The sequence below is a fragment of the Sphingobium sp. 22B genome (assembly GCF_001580035.1).
Classification (GTDB): Bacteria; Pseudomonadota; Alphaproteobacteria; order Sphingomonadales; family Sphingomonadaceae; genus Sphingobium; species Sphingobium fuliginis.
Genome location: NZ_LTAB01000052.1, coordinates 1 through 15,512, shown reverse-complemented (window position 1 = coordinate 15,512; position 15,512 = coordinate 1). Strand labels below are relative to the sequence as shown.

Here is a 15,512-nt window from a genome sequence, read left to right as displayed (position 1 = left end):
ACGCTATGACAAACTCGCCGCAAACTTCCTCGGCTTCGTCAAACTCGCCAGCATCATGCTATGGCTCAAATGATTAAATCGTCACTACTGCCTAGAGCGATTGTAGTCCGCATAAAACTGCTCCTTCTTAGGCACGAAATATAACATCAAATGATGCTATTTCCAGTGACTTGGTTGATCGTTTGGAGTTGTCGTTTCGCGCAAAAATGAAGCAGACCGCACGCCCTGCCTCAAAGCTCGCTCTGGTCAGACGACCCCATCTCAGTTCAGCTTGTCGATGGATTCGCGTATATGATCCGCGCTGCCGCCGGAACAGCGCTGGACCATGCGCCGGGACTTCCAGCCGCCCATGTTCATGATGATGGTGACGAGGTCGACCCCCGCCATGATGCAGTGGGCTGCCCAGTGATGGCGCCAGTTAGGGGCGGGATTGTCGCTGACCCGCGCCATAGTTTCCACATGTCATGTATCAGGCGGGCGCCTTTCCAGCCTGGTCTGCTCGACCGCCTCGGCCGGTTTCTGCATGGAAGGCGCGGCTCTGAACCGGCGCGGAGAGAGTGCGGCTACTCAATTCTGAGTGAAGAATTATTCCTCCGCAGGTCACTGGGCTGCAATCAAATTGGATAAGGCTCCGCGTCTATGGAAGACTTGGCGGCCCTTCACACCGCATCGACGCGGATTTCTTAAGCCGTTGCCGCAACCAGGAGAGGCCCGGCCTGGGGCACGTGCCTGATGGCGTCGCATCATTTCCCGCATGTTCGACAGTGGGATAGGGGGCTCGAAGATGTCGAGAGGCAGCGCCCCAGCCATGACGCACGCCAGTCTTTCTTGCGGTCGAGCAGACCAAGCCGGCCTGTTCATGAATCACAATACTATCTAATTTGGCGTCGAATCGCTTGCCCCACGCTGCGCTGAGGGAGGGGCAGCCTTGCACCATGGCGGAATGAATATGCGAATGAAATTTGGCGCCCCGGTCGATTTGTGCGCCATCGTCCCTACGCCGGATATAAGCACATGAGCGACCCGGACATCTCGCGCCTCACTGACAAGCAGAAAGAGTGTCTTCGCTTGGTCGCCCAGAATCTCAACACCAAGCAGATCGCCAGGCAGATCGGCAAATCGGATCATGCGGTGAACCAGCGCGTTCGCCAGGCATTGCGCGCGCTGGGGGTTGCCGATCGTTTCGAAGCCGCCCGCATCCTCTCTGAAGTGGAGGGACGGCAGACATATCAGCCATTGATATATCAACCGGAAGAGGTTGCCATCGCCCCCCAAATGTCGATTGTTGGGGGGCAGGAGATGCCGGTCGAACATCAAGCGCTGCGCATCCCTCCGCTGGGAGGTCGAGACAATGATCTAGATGCGTTGCAACGCATGAAGTGGATCCTGAGCCTGGCGCTCATGATCGGCGGAACGGTTGCCGCGCTTGTCGCGGCCGGCCTGTGGATCATGTCTTTCTTTTCATAGCGGTCGCGCGTTCAGACAATCCGACTTTCAAGACGACGCTCGTCGTCCAAGGAGATCCCATGTCCAAAGCTGACAGCCCCATGCCGCTTAGCAAAAATGCCGCTCAGACGGTGGTCACCGACCTGAACATGGCTTACGCCAAGCTCGACGATTTACTCGCCCACACGCTCCGGGCCAGCGCGAACATGATCGAGGTGGGTCGGTCCATGGGACTTGATCCTCTAAGCGGGCAGAAGATTTTTTCCGACCTTACACGCTGTACAAACGCCATATTGCAAAGCCGCCAGAGCCTGGTCGAGGCGCATAGCAAGGCGCACCGCATCCGCAAGCGCTCCGAGGTCGCCGACGAGAATCTTTTTGGCTGCCCCCGGGAGAAAATGCAGAGCGGCAAGGCGGGCGTGCCGTTGCTGTTCGGCGATATGCCCGGCAGTGCCGCCGCCTGAGAGGCCGCCTATCTCGGGGAAGTCGAATGGATCTGTCCGCCGCCTTCAATGCAGCTCTGATCTGCATAGCGCTTTATGTCTGGCTCCAAGGTGGCTGGGCAGGAAAAGCAGGTGCCTTGCTCGTCATGCTGGCGAGCGTGCTCACCTATATCGGAATGGGTGGCCACCATCCATTCGGCAAGCCCAACCCTCTGGTGTTCAGCGGCGACCTGCTGCTGCTGATCGGGTTCATCTATCTCGCGCTGACCTCGTCACGATGGTGGCCGATCTGGGCAGCGGCCTTCCAGTTCAATGGCGTCTGTTCGCACCTGGTTGCCTGGGCAGCGCCCAAGCTGGTTTCCAAGGTCTACTACAGCATGACCACCGCCTGGGGCATTCCCATTCTGATCGTCATGGCCGTCGGCGTGCTGATGGATCAACGTGCCTCGCGAAGGCTGGGAAATGGGGGGATTCAAGGATGACCGCCATGTTCGGCCAACGCGCAGCACTGCTCCGCCCCACGGATCTGAAGGCGATCGAAAACGATCTTGCCCGCCTCAGCGAAACCATCCGATCGCTGACGGGAACCTCCGAAATCCTTGTCGATGCCGGGGGGCAGGAAACCTCTTCTTCGATGGATGACGTGGCGGAGAAGCGTCTTGGCTCCCTGGCGCGGCGCTTGTTGCGGGAAAGCGATGCTCGGCAGGCGGTGTTACCGTTCGGCATCACCGTCGATCCGGCCTGGCATATGCTGCTGGACCTTTTCGCTGCCGAAACAGAGGGGAAGGCCATTTCAGTGAGCAGCGCCTGCATCGCTTCGGGAGCGCCGCATACGACGGCGCTGCGCTATCTCAATCAGCTGTGCGAGAAGGGGGCCGTGATCCGGGCGCCGGATACCGTGGATGGCCGCCGGATGCATATTCATCTGGCGGAGGAGTTCCGCTCTCGAATACGCGACTATCTCGTCCTGGTGGCCGAGGGGCGGGAGGAGCATCAAACCCCGTAATAGCTGCCAGTTTGAGTGACCAATATGAACCCATCTCTCAGCAAGTCTTTGATTCCTGATGAGACATGGCCAGGGATAAGCGCTATCCTTCCTCTACCCCGAACCAAGAAGCCACAGGGTCGCGTTCCCGCCTCTTCGTGCCTCCCTCCACGAAGAGGCGGGACAATTTTCATCAGGGCCACGCGATTTGCATTTTGGCGGGCAATCCATCTGCAATGCCGCCACCGGAATGACTTTGTTCATGAAGGCCGTTCCGGATAGGCATGATCGACATTCGCGCGAATAAGGGCACTATGCCTGTCACTAACAAGCGCAGGTGTCGGTGAGCGCAAGGGCCAGGGCGCGGCTTAGGATTTGTCGGCCCACAACTGCCGAGAGGGGCGGGCAGCTTTCCCGTAGGCATCCTCCTGTCTATTTCGGATTCGCGTTCCCTTGCCCTATTTTCCGTCGCAGCTTTGGTGAACAAGGTGCGATATTCGGTTGGTATCCCTTGCGGCGAATCTGAACAGCCCCGCCCGATTGCGCTTCGTAATGGTCGCCATGTGGCGGCTCCTGTGTTGGAATTGTGTCAGGAGCGGCGAAACGGCGCATGTAAGGCCGGGTAGAAACAAATAAGGCCTCAGAAACCCGAAGATTCCCAAGGCCTTATCATGGTGGGCGTGGCAAGGATTGAACTTGCGACCCCTGCGATGTCAACACAGTGCTCTACCACTGAGCTACACGCCCACGGTGGAGTGGGCCAATAGCCGGGGGTGTAAGGGAGCGCAAGCGGGAAATTGAGCCTTGCCGCTATTCTTCTGGACAGCAGCCCGGCAGGTCATATGTTGCGGTGCGAAAAGGGGACGCCAAACGCCATGCTGCCATCGCCCACGCCGTCTGATCAGCCCATCGCCCGCCTGCCATTCTACCGCCAGCTTTATGTTCAGGTGCTGATCGCCATCGCCCTTGGCGTTGGGATCGGGCATTTCTTTCCCGAAACCGGCGTCGCGCTACAGCCCCTGGGGGAAGCCTTCATCAAGCTGGTCAAGATGATCATCGCGCCCGTCATCTTCCTCACCATCGTGACCGGCGTGGCGGGGATGAAGGAACTGGGCGCGATCGGCCGTGTCGCGGCCAAGGCCTTCGCCTATTTCCTGACCTTTTCCACCCTGGCGCTGATCGTCGGGTTGATCGTCGCCAATGTCGTCCATCCCGGGGCAGGCCTCAATATCGACCCGGCGACGCTGGATGCCGGGAAGGTCGCGCAATATCAGCAGCAGGCGCATGACCGGACCCTCACGGGGTTCCTGCTGGACATCATACCCGGCACGCTGGTCTCCGCCGTGGCGGACGGACACAATATCCTGCAGGTGTTGTTCGTCGCCATCCTGTTCGGCATCGCGCTCACCATGATCGGGGAAAGGGCCGATCCGCTGATGACGGTGCTCGAATCGGCCAGCCATGCGATCTTCAAGCTGGTGTCCTTCCTGATGAAGGCGGCGCCGCTGGGCGCTTTCGGCGCGATGGCCTTCACCATCGGAAAATATGGGGTGGGGGCGCTCGCCAATCTGGCCGGGCTGGTGGCGACCTTCTATCTGACCTCGATATTGTTCGTGCTGGTGGTGCTGGGCGTGGTGGCGCGGCTCGCCGGGTTCAACATCCTGCATCTGATCCGCTACCTGAAGGCGGAACTGCTGCTGGTGCTCGGCACCTCCTCCTCCGAAGCGGCGCTGCCGAGCCTGATCGAGAAGATGGAGCGCGCCGGGTGCCGCAAGTCGGTGGTCGGGCTGGTGGTGCCGACCGGCTACAGCTTCAACCTGGACGGCACGAATATCTACATGACGCTGGCGGCGCTGTTCATCGCGCAGGCGACCAATGTGCATCTGAGCCTGGAGGAGCAGATATTGCTGCTGCTGGTCGCCATGCTTTCCAGCAAGGGGGCCGCGGGCGTCACGGGGGCGGGGTTCATCACGCTCGCAGCGACGCTTTCCATCGTGCCCTCGGTGCCGGTGGCGGGCATGACGCTGATCCTGGGCGTCGACCGCTTCATGAGCGAATGCCGCAGCCTCACCAATTTCATCGGCAATGCGGTCGCGACGGTGGTGGTGTCGGTTTGGGAAAAGGGGCTGGACCGGGAACGGTTCGCGGCCGCCATGGCCGGGCAGCCTCTGCCGTCGACGCCCGATATGGAAGAGGTTGTCTCGGCCTAGCTGAGGCCGGTCAGGCTTTCGGTGCCGAACATGCGCTCGACCTCCAGCACCAGGTCGCGCAGGTGAAACGGCTTTGACAGGACCTTCGCCTGCGGCACGGCCTTGCCCGCTTTCAGCGTGACGGCGGCGAAGCCGGTGATGAACATGATTCGCATGTCGGGCGCCACGGCGGCGGCATGCTGGGCCAGTTCGATCCCGTCCATTTCCGGCATGACGATGTCGGTCAGCAGCAGGTCGAACCGGTCGCTGTCGATATGCGGCACCGCCTGCGCTCCGGTGGAGACGGAGACGACTTCATATCCTGAACGTTCCAGCGCGCGGGCCAGATAGGCGCGCATGCTTTCATCATCTTCCGCCAGCAGAATTCGAACCATTGCCCCGTACGTCTCGTCCCAGGCCTGTGACGGCCGACCCCTGATCGCCCCCTTCGCGGATGGCGTGAAGCGACTATATATGCGACAAGGTGTAAATATTATCCAGCCGAGTAACCATTTTTGGGCGGCGGCCTGTGAAAGGATCTTGCTTGGGACATAGCGCGCCGCCGGTTCCGACCGAAACCACGCCCGCCTACGATCTTTACGAACCCGACGTCCCCGCCGGGCCGGTGGTCGTTTCCGTGCCGCATGCGGGGCGGGATTATGACGAGGGGCTGCTGGCACAGGCGCGGGTGCGGCGGGATGTGCTGCAAAGGCTGGAGGATCGCTGGGCGGACATGCTGGCCTATCCGCTGATCGAACGGGGCGTTCCGGTGCTGGTGGCGCGGGTGCCGCGAGCGACGATCGACCTCAACCGGCATGAGCGGGAGATCGACGCAGGCATGGTCAGCGGCATTCCGCGCGACGTCCCCCTGCAGAGCAGCGCCAAATTGCGGGGCGGGCTGGGCCTGATCCCGCGCCGCTTGCCGGGCGCGCATGAGCTATGGCAGCGCTCGCTGGGATGGGCGGAGGTCGAACGCCGGATCGAATTGTTCCACAGGCCCTATCATGCGACGCTCGCGCGATTGATGCGGACGGCGCGCGATGCCCATGGTCATGCGATCCTGATCGACCTGCATTCCATGCCGCCGCTTCCCCCGCCCACCGCGGGGCAGGTTGCTCCCGGACTCGTGCTGGGGGACCGATTCGGCCGCAGCGCCTCGGCTCGGCTGATGACGCTGGCAGCGGATGTCGCCGCCGCCCACGGCATCGCCGTCGCGCAAAATCATCCTTATGCGGGCGACCATATGGTCGAACGCCACGGCAGGCCGACGCATGGCTGTTATGCGATCCAGGTGGAATGCGACCGGAGCCTCTATCTGGACGTCTCGCTGGACCAGCCGGGACCGGGGCTTGCCCGTTTGCAGCAGGTGGTGGCTGCCATGGTGAATGCATTGGCGCATGAACTGCCGCGCTCGAACTATGCGATGGCGGCGGAGTGATGGGCGGGGATGATTTCAGGCGGGGATGCGACAGCGGCGGATTCGGCCTGATTCCATCCGATCCTTGCGCATTCGCCGGCAAGGATTGAATCTTCCCAAATCCGCCGCCCTCGGATAGGGGCGGGCACTTGATGCGTTTGCCGATCCTACGGCCAGGCGCCCCGACATTCTGGAGAGTTCCCATGCGCGCCGAAGCGCAGCAATATATCGACCGCATCGACGCCGCGCTGGACCTGCTGCGCCGCTTCCTCGACTGGGACCGCGCCCTGCGTCGCCTCGACGAACTGAACGCCCGCGTCGAGGACCCGACCCTCTGGGACAATCAGAAGCTTGCCCAGGAAGTGATGCGCGAACGCACCCGGCTCGACGCCGCCATCGGCGCCACCCGCGCGATCGAGAGCGAGAAGACCGACACCGCCGAACTCATCGAAATGGCCGACGCCGAAGGCGATGAGGATATGGTGACCGAAGCCATCGCTTCGCTGAAGGCGCTGGCCGACCGCGCGGACGAGGACAAGATCAAGGCGCTGCTGGCGGGCGAGGCCGACGCCAGCGACACCTATCTGGAAATCCACGCGGGCGCGGGCGGCACGGAAAGCCAGGACTGGGCGGAAATGCTCAGCCGCATGTACCGCCGCTGGGCCGAACGGCGCGGCTACAAGGTCGAACTGGTCGACTATCAGGCAGGCGATCAGGCCGGCATCAAGTCCGCGACCTTCCTGTTCAAGGGCGAGAATGCCTATGGCTACGCCAAGACCGAAAGCGGGGTGCATCGGCTGGTGCGCATCAGCCCCTATGACAGTTCGGCGCGCCGCCACACCAGCTTCTCGTCGGTCTGGGTCTATCCGGTGATCGACGACAATATCGAGATCGAGGTGAATGAAAGCGACCTCAAGATCGACACTTATCGCGCCTCCGGAGCGGGCGGGCAGCACGTCAACACCACCGACTCCGCCGTCCGCATCACCCACGTTCCCTCAGGCATCATCGTCGCCAGCCAGAACGACCGGTCGCAGCACAAGAACCGCGCCACGGCCATGAACATGCTGAAGGCGCGCCTTTACGAAGCGGAACTGCGCCGCCGCGAAGAAGCCGCCTCGGGCGAATATCAGGCCAAGACGGAGATCGGCTGGGGCCACCAGATCCGCTCCTATGTGCTCCAGCCCTATCAGCTCGTGAAGGATCTGCGCACCGGCGTCACCTCCACCTCGCCCGACGATGTGCTGGACGGCGCGCTCGATCCCTTCATGGCCGCCGCGCTCAGCCAGAAGGTGACGGGCGAGAAGGTCGACGTGGAGGACGTCGACTGATGAAAGCTCCGGCGCTGGCGGCCGGAACACTGACAGCATGCCTGTTCCTGCTGGCGGGCTGCGGCCCGTTTTCGTCGGACGGCAATGGCGACCGCCCGGCAGGCGCACGCGCCTTTCCGCGCGCCGACCGCCCGGTCGCGCCGATCGTGTCCACCCGCTGGTCCAGCGAGGAGGCGCGCGACCGGGTGAACGAGGCCGAGGACATCATGAACCGGGCCGGCATCCGCACCGGCATGACGGTCGCGGACATCGGCGCGGGCGAAGGCTATTATACAGTTCGCCTCGCCAGGAGGGTGGGCGACAGCGGCCGGGTCCTGGCGGAGGACATCATGCCCGAAGTGATCGAGGCCCTGTCCCGGCGCATCACCCGGGAAGACTGGCGCAATGTCAGCGTCCGCCTGGGCGCGCCAGAGGACCCGAAGCTGCCGGAAAACAGCTTCGACCGCATCCTCATGGTGCATATGTACCATGAGATCGCGGAGCCCTACGCCTTTCTCTGGCATTTGAGTCCCGCGCTCAAGCCGGATGGCGAACTGATCGTGGTCGACGCCAACCGCCCGACCGACCAGCATGGAACGCCGCCGCGCCTGCTCGCCTGCGAACTGGCCGCCATGGGGTTCCGGCTGGAGGAACTCATCCCGAAGCCGACGGCCGGGGGCTATTTCGCCCGGTTCAAGCGCATCGCAGCCCGGCCCGAACCTTCCTCCATCGTTCCCTGCGCCCTTCGGTCCTGACCTTCCTGTCGCCGGGAGGCTTTTCTTGGCGCGGATTATGGTTAATGCGCTGCCAGCGATTCTATGATGCGTTGACATTGGACGACCTGATGCCTTGGGGAGAGGGCAGGATATGACAGACCTGACTGGCGCCGCGGGGCAGCGGCGGCTCGACCCGCGCCACAAGATGTTCGGGCCCGTTGCGCTGCGTTTCGGCGGCACGGCGGCGCGGGCCCATTTTCTGGACCTTTCCAGCTCGGGCGCGCTGGCCCATTGCGAAACGCCGCCGACGACCGGCACCTACCTCATGGTCGAGGCATTGGGCGTGCAGGCGAGCGGTCGCGTCATGTGGGCCGAGGGCAAGCGCTTCGGCATACGTTTCAGCGAACCTTTGACCCGCCATGCCATGGATGTGCTGATCGAAGGCGTCTGACACCCCTTGCCTTCAGCCCTTTTGCCGCCATTTCCGGAACAGCGACGCGCCCAGCAGTCCGCCGCCGACAAGCGCCGCAATGGCTCCTCCCGCGCTCGCCAGCGCCCAGGCGCCGGCCGCCAGCAGTCCGGTGAGGAAATCGACGATGATCAGCGTCAAATGGATCATCACTGTAGGAAGACGTCAGTCCTGCCCAAGTTCCTTCGCTTCCTGATATTTGAGTTCCAGGAAGCGGTTCTGCACCGCCAGCTTGTCCAGGTCGCCGCTCGCCAGATTTTCGCTCATCCGCGCGATTTCCGCGTCGATCACGCCCAGCCCGTCGATCAATTGCCGTTCGGGAACGCGCCCATTGCGCTCCTCCCGCCGAAGCGGCTCGGGAATGGATTGGTAGCCGGTGACGAGTTCGGGCAGGTGATCGGCCAGCAATTTGCGGATTTCCTGCGCCGCCGGATCCTGATCGCCCAGCCGTTCGAGTTGCGGCGCCAGGGTTTCCAGCTTGACGCCGATGCTGTCGACCAGCGTGACGGCCGGTGCGGGCAGGGCCTTGCGCTGATTCTCCAGCCAGATTTCGGTTTGCAGGGGCAGGGCGGTGAGCGCCGTATCCGCCAGCGCCTCTGTCCGCACCCTTTTTTCGCCGGGAAGCATGGCGACCAGCAGCAGGGCCGCCAGCATCGCCCCCAGCGCTATCATCACCCCGGTCGTGCCCAGCGGGGTCACGAAACCCGCCACTGCGCTGCCGATCAGGACCGCAGTCACCGCCCAGAAGGCATATTTGACCTTCCGCATCAGCGCCGCGTTGCGCCGCTGCCGGGCGCGCGCCGACAGGCTTTGCCCGCGCTCGCTATGGCGGCGCAGAACCGCCTCCGCATCGGCCAGCACGCGGTCGGAACGGCTCATCCCCTCACGCCTCGATGGAACTCAGCAACGGATTGTCGGCACGGGCCTGGCTTGCCGCCTGCGCCTGCCCTTCGGCGCGGGCGATATAGCCCTTGGACTTCTCCACCTCGTTCGACAGCGTGTTCACCGTCGTCTTCATATTCTCCAGCGCCTTCAGCTTGAACGTGTCGATATTGTCCATCGTGTCGTAGATATTCTGGAAGGCGCGTTGCAGCGTCTCGATGGGAATGGTGCTGGATGCGGCCTGCTCGTGAATCTGCGCCGTCTGGTTCTTCAGCATCTCGCCGGTCGAATCGATCATGTTCGCGGTCGTCGTGTTGAGCGCGGTGATCTGTTCCAGCACCAGCTTCTGCCCGACCAGCGCCTGCGCCACGGTGACGGCGGTGCGCAGCGCGGCGACGGTCGTGGTGCTGGCGCGGTCGACGCCCTTCACCAGCTCGACATTGTTCTTCTTGACGAGGTCCAGCGCCAGATAGCCCTGCACCGTCACCGCCATCTGCGTCAGCAGGTCCTGCGTGCGCTGGCGGATGTAGAAGAGCGCGCTCTCCCGGATCGCCTTGGCTTTCGCGGGGTCGGTCGAATCCAGTTCCAGCGCCTTGGCTTCCAGCCGGGCGTCGAGCGTCTTGCTGATGTGGATCATCTGCTCCAGACGGCCCATCGTCTGCCACATATTCTGCCGCTCTACATCGATCGCGGCATTGTCCTTGATCAGCACGTCCTTGCCGCTGGCGAGGCTGCCCAGGATCGAATTGATATGGCTCTGCGCGCTCTTGTAGCTGTCGAAATAGTCGCGCATCCGGTTGCCGAAGGGGATGAGGCCGAACAGCTTCTTCGGCGCGGTCAGGCTGCCGCGCTTGCCGGGGTCGAGATCCTCGATGGTCCGGCGCAGCTCCGCCAGGTCGACGCCGACCTTGTTGTCGCTGTCCATCGCCCGTACCGGCCGGTCGAGGAATCGGTTGCTGTGCCCGGCCGCCTCCGCGATTTCCTTTCGCCCCATATTGGTGAGCTGGTCGACCCGCTGGCCGAATTCGGGCGAATTGGCGTCCTGCGCGACCAGATCGTCGATGAAGGCATCGACCTTCTCGTCCAGCTTCGACCGTTTCTCGTCATCCAGCGGCACCAGCCCGGCGGCCTTTTCGGGCGCGACCGGCGGCACCGGGTCGGGCGGCGTCAGGTTCAGCGTGTCGCCAGAGGTCGTGGCGGTGGCGGTCGGCGCGGTCGAAGCCATGTCATCTCCCAGGGGCCAGGGGCGGTTCGAACTGTTATATGTGCATAGAACAGTTGGCCCGCAAGTCCATGATGCGAGCTATAAAGCCTCCGCGCTTGCCATTGCAATCGCCCGGCGCGCGGCTAGCATGGCCGAAAGGACGAAGGAGGGCGCATGAGCGACGGACCGGACGAACAGAGGATCGCAGCCGTGGCGGCCGATCCGCGCTATGCCCGGCTGGTGGCGCGTCGGGCGAAGATCGGCTGGCTGTTGTCCGCCATCATCTTCTTCGCTTTCGTCGGTTATCTGTTGCTGATCGCCTTCGACAAGGCGCTGCTGGGCATGCCCGTCGGCCCGGGCGTGACGTCGATTGGCATTCCGGTCGGGCTTGGCCTCATCCTGCTCGCGATTGCGCTGACCGGCGTTTATGTCGCCTATGCCAACCGCCACCATGACGCCCGGATGGCGGCCCTCCTGATCGACCACGGCTTCCAGGATCGCGTCGCATGAGGGCTTGGCTTGCCGCGCTTGTCACCGCCTCCATCATGCTTCTCCCGCTCCCCGCGCTCGCAGCGGCGCTGGAGGGGGAGGCGCAGCGCCAGCCCGTCAACTGGGTCGCGATCCTCATGTTCGTCGCCTTTGTCGGGCTGACGCTCTGGATCACCAAGGCGGCGGCGGCGCGCACCCGTACCGCTTCCGATTTCTATACGGCGGGGGGCGGGATCAGCGGTTTCCAGAACGGTCTCGCCATGGCAGGCGACTATATGTCGGCGGCCTCCTTCCTTGGCATTTCGGCGCAGATCTTCAACGACGGCTATGACGGTCTGATCTATTCCACCGGATTTCTGGTCGGCTGGCCGATCCTGCTGTTCCTGATGGCGGAACGGCTTCGCAATCTTGGGCGCTTCACCTTTGCCGATGTCGCCTCCTACCGCTTCGCCCAGCCGCCGGTGCGCAGCTTCGCGGCGGTCAGCACGCTGCTGGTCGTCAGCTTCTACCTGATCGCGCAGATGGTGGGGGCGGGGCAGCTCATCAAATTATTGTTCGGCCTGCCCTATGCCGTGGCGGTGGTGATCGTCGGCGCGCTGATGATGCTCTACGTCCTGTTCGGCGGCATGCGCGCGACGACCTGGGTGCAGATCATCAAGGCGGTGCTGCTGCTGGGCGGCGCCAGCTTCATGGCGCTGATGGTGCTGGCGCAGATGGGCTTCAGCCTTGAAGCGCTGTTCGCCCGCGCGGTGGAGGTGAAGCGCCAGGCCGCCCTGTCCGGCGGGGCGACCATGGCCGAAGCGGCGGAACGGGGGCGGTCCATCATGGCGCCGGGCAATTTCATCAAGGACCCCGTCTCGGCCATTTCTTTCGGCCTCGCGCTGATGCTGGGGACGGCGGGCCTGCCGCATATATTGATGCGCTTCTTCACCGTTCCCGATGCGAAGGAAGCGCGCAAGTCGGTGCTCTGGGCGACCGGGTGGATCGGCTATTTCTACATCCTGACCTTCATCATCGGCTTCGGCGCCATCGTGCTGGTGGGAACGGAGCCCAGCTATCTGGACGGGGAGGGCGCGCTGCGCGGCGGCGGCAACATGGCGGCGATCCATCTGGCGCATGCGATCGGCGGCAATGCCTTTCTGGGCTTCATTTCGGCGGTGGCCTTCGCGACCATCCTCGCCGTGGTGGCGGGGCTGACGCTCTCGGCGGCGTCGGCGGTCAGTCATGATCTCTACGCCACGGTGTTCAAACATGGCCAGGCGGGTTCGGCGGACGAACTGCGCGTGTCGCGGTTGACCACGCTGGCGCTGGGCGCGCTGGCGGTGCTGTTGGGGCTGGTGTTCGAGAAGCAGAATGTGGCGTTCATGGTCAGCCTTGCCTTCGCGCTGGCGGCGTCGGGCAATTTCCCGGTGCTGATCCTCTCGCTGCTCTGGAGCGGGTGCACCACCCGCGGCGCGGCATGGGGCGGGACCATCGGCCTGCTGACCGCCTTCGTGCTGACGCTGCTGTCGCCCGCCGTGTGGACGACCACCTTCAACCTCGGCCCCGCGCCCTTCCCCTACAGTTCCGCGGCGATCTTCTCCGTCCCGGCGGGCTTCCTCTCGATCTGGCTGATCTCGCTGCTCGACCGCTCGCCCCGCGCGGCGGTGGACAAGGCGGGCTATCCGGCGCAGCGGGTGCGGGCGGAAACGGGGATCGGCGCCTTCGCCGCGTCGGACCACTGAACGCTTTCGCCGGCCGTCGCGCCGCCCTTGCCGCAGCGCGTCATTTCCTGTAGGGGCGCGCCCGATAGTCCTGAGCAGGCGCGGTGCCGGCCGGGAAACCTTAAATCCCGAAGGCAGTTGCATGTCCCTGCGTAACATCGCGATCATCGCGCACGTCGACCATGGCAAGACCACGCTCGTCGACCAGCTTTTCCGCCAGTCCGGCACCTTCCGCGACAACCAGCGGGTCGAGGAACGGGCGATGGACTCGAACGACCTGGAAAAGGAACGCGGCATCACCATCCTGGCGAAGCCCACCTCGGTCGAATGGAACGGCACCCGCATCAACATCGTCGACACGCCCGGCCACGCCGACTTCGGCGGCGAGGTGGAGCGCATCCTGTCCATGGTCGACGGCGTAATCCTGCTGGTCGATTCGTCGGAAGGCGCGATGCCGCAGACCAAGTTCGTGACCGGCAAGGCGCTGGCCCTGGGTCTTCGCCCCATCGTCGTCGTCAACAAGATCGACCGCCCGGACGAACGCATCCAGGAAGTGCTGGACGAGGTGTTCGACCTGTTCGTGACGCTGGACGCCACCGACGAGCAGCTCGACTTCCCGGTTCTCTATGCCTCCGGCCGCAACGGCTACGCCAATGAAGACCCGTCGCTGCGTTCGGGCACGCTGGAGCCGCTGTTCCAGAAGATCGTCGACCATGTGCCGCCTCCGGCGCTGGACGAAGATGCGCCGTTCAGCTTCCTGGTGACGCTGCTCGACCGCGACAACTTCCTGGGCCGCATCCTGACCGGCCGCGTCAATTCCGGCACGCTGAAGGTCAACCAGCCGATCCACGCCATCGACGCCGACGGCAATGTGCTGGAAACCGGCCGCGCCTCGAAGATCCTGTCCTTCCGTGGGCTGGACCGCGTGCCGGTGGAAGAGGCGAAGGCGGGCGACATCATCAGCCTTGCGGGCCTGACCGTCGCCACCGTGGCGAACACCATCGCCGATCCGTCGATCAACACCGCGATCAAGGCGCAGCCGATCGATCCGCCGACCCTGTCGATGCGCTTTGCGGTGAACGATTCGCCCATGGCGGGCCGCGAAGGCAGCAAGGTGACGAGCCGCATGATCCGCGACCGCCTGATGCGCGAAGCGGAAAGCAATGTCGCGATCAAGGTGACCGAATCGGCCGACAAGGACAGCTTCGAAGTTGCCGGTCGCGGTGAACTCCAGCTTGGCGTGCTGATCGAGACGATGCGCCGCGAAGGCTTCGAACTCGGCATCTCCCGCCCCCGCGTGCTGTTCGGCGAGGATGAGAACGGCAACAAGACCGAGCCCTATGAAACCGTCGTCATCGACGTGGACGATGAATTTTCCAGCACGGTCGTCGACAAGATGAACCAGCGCAAGGCGGAAATGACCGACATGCGCCCATCGGGCGGCGGCAAGACCCGCATCACCTTCTCGGCGCCCTCGCGCGGCCTGATCGGCTATCATGGCGAATTCCTGTCCGACACGCGCGGCACCGGCATCATGAACCGGCTGTTCGAAAAATACGGCCCGCACAAGGGCAATATCGAAGGCCGCAAGAATGGCGTGCTGATCTCCAACGGCGCGGGCGAGGCGGTGGCCTACGCCCTTGGCCCGCTGGAAGAACGCGGCATATTGATGGTCGGGGTGGGCGAGGCGCTCTACGAAGGCATGATCATCGGCCAGAACGCCAAGCCGGAAGACCTGGAGGTCAACCCGATGAAGTCGAAGGCGCTGACCAACTTCCGCGCTTCGGGCAAGGACGACAGCATCCGCCTGACGCCGCCGTGGAAGATGACTCTGGAACAGGCCATCGCCTATATCGACGACGATGAAATGGTCGAGGTGACGCCGAAGAATATCCGTCTGCGCAAGCGCTATCTCGACCCGAACGAGCGCAAGCGCATGTCGCGGGCCAAGGCTGCCGCCTGACCGGATTTCGAGGGATGAGAAAAGGGCCGGTGTCGCGAGACGCCGGCCCTTTTTGCTTCGGGAGTCTGACGATGGCCAATCCAAGACATTCCCCTCCCGTAAACGGGAGGGGTTAGGGGTGGGCGCGAGCGTAGCGAGCTTCGGACTTAGCCGTTGCAAAACAGCGCAGGTGCCGCGCCAGCCCACCCCCTAACCCCCTCCCGCMKGCGGGAGGGGGAATGTCCGCAATCCACCCGAACATCTCGCCCAAACGCATTTGCACCATCGTAAAGTTACTGGCGTAAAGCTACTGGCCT

17 protein-coding genes and 1 tRNA gene are annotated in these 15,512 nt (G+C 63.5%); 12 read left to right on the top strand and 6 right to left on the bottom strand.

Features of this window, described 5'->3' with window-relative positions:
- Nucleotides 1-261: 261 nt before the first annotated feature.
- Nucleotides 262-450, bottom strand: coding sequence for a hypothetical protein (locus A0J57_RS24250; protein ID WP_061940742.1), 189 nt, complete (start codon nucleotides 448-450; stop codon nucleotides 262-264).
- Nucleotides 451-1,014: 564 nt separating this feature from the next.
- Here A0J57_RS24250 and A0J57_RS24245 point away from each other — a divergent pair.
- Genes A0J57_RS24245 through A0J57_RS24230 form a run of 4 tightly spaced genes read left to right on the top strand, consistent with a single transcriptional unit; the run spans nucleotide 1,015 to nucleotide 2,895 of the window.
- On the top strand, nucleotides 1,015-1,467 hold the full coding sequence (locus tag A0J57_RS24245) for a helix-turn-helix transcriptional regulator (protein ID WP_044660225.1): 453 nt from the start codon (nucleotides 1,015-1,017) through the stop codon (nucleotides 1,465-1,467).
- Nucleotides 1,468-1,526: 59 nt separating this feature from the next.
- Nucleotides 1,527-1,910: a hypothetical protein gene (locus A0J57_RS24240; RefSeq protein ID WP_061940736.1), complete on the top strand. Its 384-nt coding sequence runs from the start codon at nucleotides 1,527-1,529 to the stop codon at nucleotides 1,908-1,910.
- A 26-nt stretch (nucleotides 1,911-1,936) separates the two neighbouring features.
- Complete coding sequence (locus A0J57_RS24235; protein WP_061940734.1) at nucleotides 1,937-2,371, top strand: hypothetical protein; 435 nt, start codon at nucleotides 1,937-1,939, stop codon at nucleotides 2,369-2,371.
- Nucleotides 2,368-2,895, top strand: a complete 528-nt coding sequence (locus A0J57_RS24230; RefSeq protein WP_061940731.1) for a hypothetical protein — start codon at nucleotides 2,368-2,370, stop codon at nucleotides 2,893-2,895. Before A0J57_RS24235 ends, A0J57_RS24230 begins: the two co-directional genes overlap by 4 nt.
- A 651-nt stretch (nucleotides 2,896-3,546) precedes the next feature.
- Here A0J57_RS24230 and A0J57_RS24225 read toward each other — a convergent pair.
- Nucleotides 3,547-3,621 (bottom strand) — tRNA-Val (locus A0J57_RS24225).
- Between the two features lie 128 nt (nucleotides 3,622-3,749).
- Here A0J57_RS24225 and A0J57_RS24220 point away from each other — a divergent pair.
- Nucleotides 3,750-5,084 (top strand): dicarboxylate/amino acid:cation symporter, encoded by a 1,335-nt coding sequence (locus A0J57_RS24220; RefSeq protein WP_061940728.1) that lies wholly within the window; start codon nucleotides 3,750-3,752, stop codon nucleotides 5,082-5,084.
- Here the strand turns inward: A0J57_RS24220 and cpdR are convergent.
- On the bottom strand, nucleotides 5,081-5,458 hold the full coding sequence (gene cpdR, locus A0J57_RS24215; RefSeq protein ID WP_025551641.1) for a cell cycle two-component system response regulator CpdR: 378 nt from the start codon (nucleotides 5,456-5,458) through the stop codon (nucleotides 5,081-5,083). The genes A0J57_RS24220 and cpdR overlap by 4 nt on opposite strands.
- 149 nt (nucleotides 5,459-5,607) lie before the next feature.
- Between cpdR and A0J57_RS24210 the strand changes: the two genes are divergently transcribed.
- The 4 genes from A0J57_RS24210 (at nucleotide 5,608) to A0J57_RS24195 (ending at nucleotide 8,957) form a co-directional block, all read left to right on the top strand.
- The gene (locus A0J57_RS24210; RefSeq protein WP_044660217.1) at nucleotides 5,608-6,501 is read left to right on the top strand and encodes an N-formylglutamate amidohydrolase; all 894 of its coding nucleotides are present in this window, start codon (nucleotides 5,608-5,610) and stop codon (nucleotides 6,499-6,501) included.
- Nucleotides 6,502-6,683: 182 nt separating this feature from the next.
- Nucleotides 6,684-7,811 carry a peptide chain release factor 2 gene (gene prfB / locus A0J57_RS24205; protein WP_044660216.1) on the top strand — a complete coding sequence of 376 codons (1,128 nt, stop codon included), beginning with the start codon at nucleotides 6,684-6,686 and terminating at the stop codon, nucleotides 7,809-7,811.
- On the top strand, nucleotides 7,811-8,545 hold the full coding sequence (locus A0J57_RS24200; RefSeq protein WP_044660215.1) for a class I SAM-dependent methyltransferase: 735 nt from the start codon (nucleotides 7,811-7,813) through the stop codon (nucleotides 8,543-8,545). Before prfB ends, A0J57_RS24200 begins: the two co-directional genes overlap by 1 nt.
- Before the next feature lie 112 nt (nucleotides 8,546-8,657).
- Nucleotides 8,658-8,957, top strand: a complete 300-nt coding sequence (locus tag A0J57_RS24195) for a PilZ domain-containing protein (RefSeq protein WP_025551646.1) — start codon at nucleotides 8,658-8,660, stop codon at nucleotides 8,955-8,957.
- A 12-nt stretch (nucleotides 8,958-8,969) separates the two neighbouring features.
- Here the strand turns inward: A0J57_RS24195 and A0J57_RS26755 are convergent, their stop codons facing one another.
- The 3 genes from A0J57_RS26755 to A0J57_RS24185 are packed head-to-tail and all read right to left on the bottom strand — an operon-like array spanning nucleotide 8,970 to nucleotide 11,082.
- The gene (locus A0J57_RS26755) at nucleotides 8,970-9,116 is read right to left on the bottom strand and encodes a hypothetical protein (RefSeq protein WP_162492720.1); all 147 of its coding nucleotides are present in this window, start codon (nucleotides 9,114-9,116) and stop codon (nucleotides 8,970-8,972) included.
- Nucleotides 9,117-9,140: 24 nt separating this feature from the next.
- Complete coding sequence (locus tag A0J57_RS24190; protein WP_025551648.1) at nucleotides 9,141-9,854, bottom strand: hypothetical protein; 714 nt, start codon at nucleotides 9,852-9,854, stop codon at nucleotides 9,141-9,143.
- A gap of 4 nt (nucleotides 9,855-9,858) precedes the next feature.
- Nucleotides 9,859-11,082, bottom strand: a complete 1,224-nt coding sequence (locus tag A0J57_RS24185; protein ID WP_025551650.1) for a toxic anion resistance protein — start codon at nucleotides 11,080-11,082, stop codon at nucleotides 9,859-9,861.
- A gap of 153 nt (nucleotides 11,083-11,235) precedes the next feature.
- On the opposite strand from A0J57_RS24185, the gene A0J57_RS24180 reads away from it, so the two are divergent.
- The 3 genes from A0J57_RS24180 (at nucleotide 11,236) to typA (ending at nucleotide 15,216) form a co-directional block, all read left to right on the top strand.
- A complete protein-coding gene (locus A0J57_RS24180) occupies nucleotides 11,236-11,571 on the top strand; it encodes a DUF485 domain-containing protein (RefSeq protein WP_025551652.1) in 336 nt (111 codons plus the stop codon).
- On the top strand, nucleotides 11,568-13,274 hold the full coding sequence (locus tag A0J57_RS24175; protein ID WP_061940725.1) for a cation acetate symporter: 1,707 nt from the start codon (nucleotides 11,568-11,570) through the stop codon (nucleotides 13,272-13,274). Before A0J57_RS24180 ends, A0J57_RS24175 begins: the two co-directional genes overlap by 4 nt.
- 121 nt (nucleotides 13,275-13,395) lie before the next feature.
- Nucleotides 13,396-15,216: a translational GTPase TypA gene (typA, locus tag A0J57_RS24170; RefSeq protein WP_025551654.1), complete on the top strand. Its 1,821-nt coding sequence runs from the start codon at nucleotides 13,396-13,398 to the stop codon at nucleotides 15,214-15,216.
- Nucleotides 15,217-15,512 lie beyond the last annotated feature (296 nt).

Coding starts and splice junctions, on each gene's coding strand:
- A0J57_RS24250 (WP_061940742.1), bottom strand. CDS start 450: ATGGCGCGGGTCAGCGACAATCCCGCCCCTAACTGGCGCCATCACTGG.
- A0J57_RS24245 (WP_044660225.1), top strand. CDS start 1,015: ATGAGCGACCCGGACATCTCGCGCCTCACTGACAAGCAGAAAGAGTGT.
- A0J57_RS24240 (WP_061940736.1), top strand. CDS start 1,527: ATGTCCAAAGCTGACAGCCCCATGCCGCTTAGCAAAAATGCCGCTCAG.
- A0J57_RS24235 (WP_061940734.1), top strand. CDS start 1,937: ATGGATCTGTCCGCCGCCTTCAATGCAGCTCTGATCTGCATAGCGCTT.
- A0J57_RS24230 (WP_061940731.1), top strand. CDS start 2,368: ATGACCGCCATGTTCGGCCAACGCGCAGCACTGCTCCGCCCCACGGAT.
- A0J57_RS24220 (WP_061940728.1), top strand. CDS start 3,750: ATGCTGCCATCGCCCACGCCGTCTGATCAGCCCATCGCCCGCCTGCCA.
- cpdR (WP_025551641.1), bottom strand. CDS start 5,458: ATGGTTCGAATTCTGCTGGCGGAAGATGATGAAAGCATGCGCGCCTAT.
- prfB (WP_044660216.1), top strand. CDS start 6,684: ATGCGCGCCGAAGCGCAGCAATATATCGACCGCATCGACGCCGCGCTG.
- A0J57_RS24200 (WP_044660215.1), top strand. CDS start 7,811: ATGAAAGCTCCGGCGCTGGCGGCCGGAACACTGACAGCATGCCTGTTC.
- A0J57_RS24195 (WP_025551646.1), top strand. CDS start 8,658: ATGACAGACCTGACTGGCGCCGCGGGGCAGCGGCGGCTCGACCCGCGC.
- A0J57_RS24190 (WP_025551648.1), bottom strand. CDS start 9,854: ATGAGCCGTTCCGACCGCGTGCTGGCCGATGCGGAGGCGGTTCTGCGC.
- A0J57_RS24185 (WP_025551650.1), bottom strand. CDS start 11,082: ATGGCTTCGACCGCGCCGACCGCCACCGCCACGACCTCTGGCGACACG.
- A0J57_RS24180 (WP_025551652.1), top strand. CDS start 11,236: ATGAGCGACGGACCGGACGAACAGAGGATCGCAGCCGTGGCGGCCGAT.
- A0J57_RS24175 (WP_061940725.1), top strand. CDS start 11,568: ATGAGGGCTTGGCTTGCCGCGCTTGTCACCGCCTCCATCATGCTTCTC.
- typA (WP_025551654.1), top strand. CDS start 13,396: ATGTCCCTGCGTAACATCGCGATCATCGCGCACGTCGACCATGGCAAG.